The organism is Stieleria sp. (genome assembly GCF_041595215.1).
GTDB lineage: Bacteria > Planctomycetota > Planctomycetia > Pirellulales > Pirellulaceae > Stieleria > Stieleria magnilauensis.
Genome location: NZ_JBFHKV010001077.1, coordinates 1 through 2,888, shown reverse-complemented (window position 1 = coordinate 2,888; position 2,888 = coordinate 1). Strand labels below are relative to the sequence as shown.

Sequence of the window (2,888 nt, the reverse complement as noted above, 5' to 3'; positions counted from 1 at the left end):
GCCAAGTGATGCGGCATGCTTTCGATGTCGCTGTGGCTGGAGGAGTGGTTCCAGGCACAGCCGTTTCCCATCGGGTACAGCCCCGAATAAAGTTCCGCGCGACCGGGTTGGCACATCGCTTCGGACAGAAACGCGCGGTTGAACGTCAGGCCCTCGCTGGCCAGACGATCCAGGTTCGGCGTCTTGGCGTTCTGCCCACCGTACAACGGCAGATCGTTGTAGGTGCAGTCGTCGGCCAAGATGATCAACACGTTGGGCGGTGTCGCGTTGACGATGTCCACGACCAGCGTGCAGAGTAAAACGACGAGCGAGAAGAGCATTGAGAGTTTCATGGTATGTCGTCGAGGGGGAAGGTCGGCGTGTAGGGATAAGACGATTCGCGCGCGTCAGGGGGTGAGGGGCGTAGAACAACTCGCCAAGACTTTCGGCACGCGTTGGGCGTGAGTCTGCGGGCCCAACCCGAGGCAACGTCGCCTAATTTAGCGGAAATGACCATTAAGCCCACGGATAGCAGCGCGAACCCACGGATAGTGAGCACCCTGTCATCCGTGGGTTCGCCCTGCCATCGGTGGTAATCATTTTCGATCGTGAACCGGGCAAAATGGCTTGAGTATTTCGGCCAGATTGAGTCGTGCGGTTGAAGTCGTAGCGGAAGCCGCCTCTAGGCGATGATGTCGTGGATCGGTTCGACGTGTTCGACGCCGACGAGTTTTTGATCCAGTCCGCCGTAGAAGTACGACAGATGATTCGGATCGAGTCCCAGCTGGTGCAACACGGTCGCGTGCATGTTCTTGACGTGCAGCGGGTTTTCCACGGCGGCCGAACCGAGTTCGTCGGTGGTACCGAAGGACACGCCGCCCTTGATGCCTCCGCCGGCCATCCACATGGTGAAGCCGAAGGAGTTGTGATCGCGACCGGAGCCCTTGGCGTATTCTGCGGTCGGTTGGCGTCCGAATTCGCCGCCCCAGACCACCAAGGTTTCGTCCAACATGCCACGTTGTTTCAAGTCGGTCAGTAAGGCGGCGATGGGAAGATCGGTTCGACCGGCGTGACGATTGTGATTGAGTTCCAAGTCGCCGTGGGCGTCCCAGTTGTCATCGTTGTGTGCCCCACCACTATAAAGCTGGACGAAGCGGACGCCGCGATCGACCAGACGTCGGGCGATCAAGCAGCGGGTGCCGAAGTCATTGGTTTCCTCGCGATCGATTCCGTACATCGACAACGTGCGCTCGTCTTCGGTCGACAGATCGACCGCTTCGGGCGCGGCCGATTGCATCTTGAAGGCCAGTTCGTAGCTGGCGATCCGCGACGCCAGATCGTCGTTGTCGCTGCGGGTTTCCAGATGACGATGGTTCGCTTGTTGAATCGAATCGATCAAGTCACGCTGCACGGATTCGGTCATGCCGTCGGGACGATCCAGGTTCAGAATTGGTGCGCCTTTGGTGCGGAAGACGGTTCCGGCGTAGGTCGCCGGCATGTAACCGCTGCTCCAGTTTTTCGCCCCGCTGATCGGACCGGCTTTGGGATCGAGCATGACGACGTAGCCGGGCAGGTTTTCGTTGACCGAACCGAGGCCGTAGGTCGCCCAGGAGCCGAGTGCGGGGCTGCCGGACAGGATTTTGCCGCTGTTCATCATCAGCATGGCCGAACCGTGGATCGGCGAATCGGCGGTCATCGAATGCAAGAACGCGATGTCGTCGACGTGTTTGGCCACGTGGGGGAACAGCGTACTGACGTACTTGCCGCATTGCCCGTACTGTGAAAATTCCCAGCGTGGTTCGACGATGCGGCCGCCGTTCTTTCGTCCGCCGCGGCCGAACGTTTTGACGTCCACCGTCTTGCCGTCCATGCCGACCATCTTGGGTTTGTAATCAAACGTGTCGATGTGGCTCGGGCCGCCATACATGAACAAGAAAATCACACTCTTCGCTTTGGGGGCGAAGTGTGGCAGTTTGGCGGCCAAGGGGTTGGCGTCGCCGACGGAATCTGCGGCGGACAGAAAACCGTCTTGGGAGAGCATCGATGACAGCGCCGCGGCGCCGAAACCGCCACCGGTTTGCCAAAGGAACTCACGACGAGTACGGCCGCAAAAGTTTCGCTTTTGATTCTTCATTTCACTTCCGTCAGTCTACAAACAAAAATTCGTTCCAATTCATCACGCTCAGGCAGTACAGCGTTTTGGCCTGCCCGGCATCAAGATGATGTTTCTTTTGAAGGCTGGCGATCAATCGATCACCGTCTTCCATTTCCGCTTCGGTCGCCGGGCGAGCCAGAACCGCGGCGATGACGCGGCGGACCAATTCGCGATTGTCGATTTCCGCGGCATCGACGCTGTCGGCAAGCTTGGCGGCCTGCTCGGCGGCGAAGTCTCCGTTGAGCAGCGACAGGGCTTGCGCGGGCTGCAACGTCATGAACCGTGCTTCGCAGGTTTGATCCGGATCCGGGAAATCGAACGCGGACAACATCGGCGTCAACAGCGAGCGTTTGACATAGATGTAAACGCTGCGTCGATTCTGATCGCTCTCGCTGGAGTTCCCCCAACCGCTGCCTGGTCGAGATTGACCGGCAAGGACTTCGGGCGACAGCGTCGGGTAGACACTCGGTCCGTAAACCGCGGTGTTCAGCGAACCGTTGGTGGCCAGGATCGAATCACGTACCTCTTCGGCACTTAATCGTCGCGGATCAAATCGCCAAAACAGATCATTGTCGGGGTCGGCGGCCAAGGAGATTTCATTGCCTTGGGATGACATTTGATAGGCGCGGCTGGACAGAATCAGCCGATGCATCGACTTCAGGCTCCAACCATCTGCCATGAAGCGGTTGGCCAGATAATCCAGCAGTTCGGGGTGGGTCGGTGGCGTACCGAGTTGGCCGAAGTTGTTGCTGCT

Annotated in this window: 3 protein-coding genes; all 3 read right to left on the bottom strand. The window is 58.8% G+C overall.

What is annotated here, in order from left to right; all coding sequences use genetic code 11:
• On the bottom strand, positions 1 to 332 hold a 332-nt coding region (locus tag ABX749_RS28200), incomplete at its 3' end, for a sulfatase-like hydrolase/transferase (RefSeq protein WP_372898966.1).
• Positions 333 to 661: 329 nt separating this feature from the next.
• Positions 662 to 2,113 carry a DUF1501 domain-containing protein gene (locus ABX749_RS28195; protein ID WP_372898965.1) on the bottom strand — a complete coding sequence of 484 codons (1,452 nt, stop codon included), beginning with the start codon at positions 2,111 to 2,113 and terminating at the stop codon, positions 662 to 664.
• Between the two features lie 10 nt (positions 2,114 to 2,123).
• A partial coding sequence (locus ABX749_RS28190) for a DUF1553 domain-containing protein (RefSeq protein WP_372898964.1) occupies positions 2,124 to 2,888 on the bottom strand: 765 nt, incomplete at its 5' end.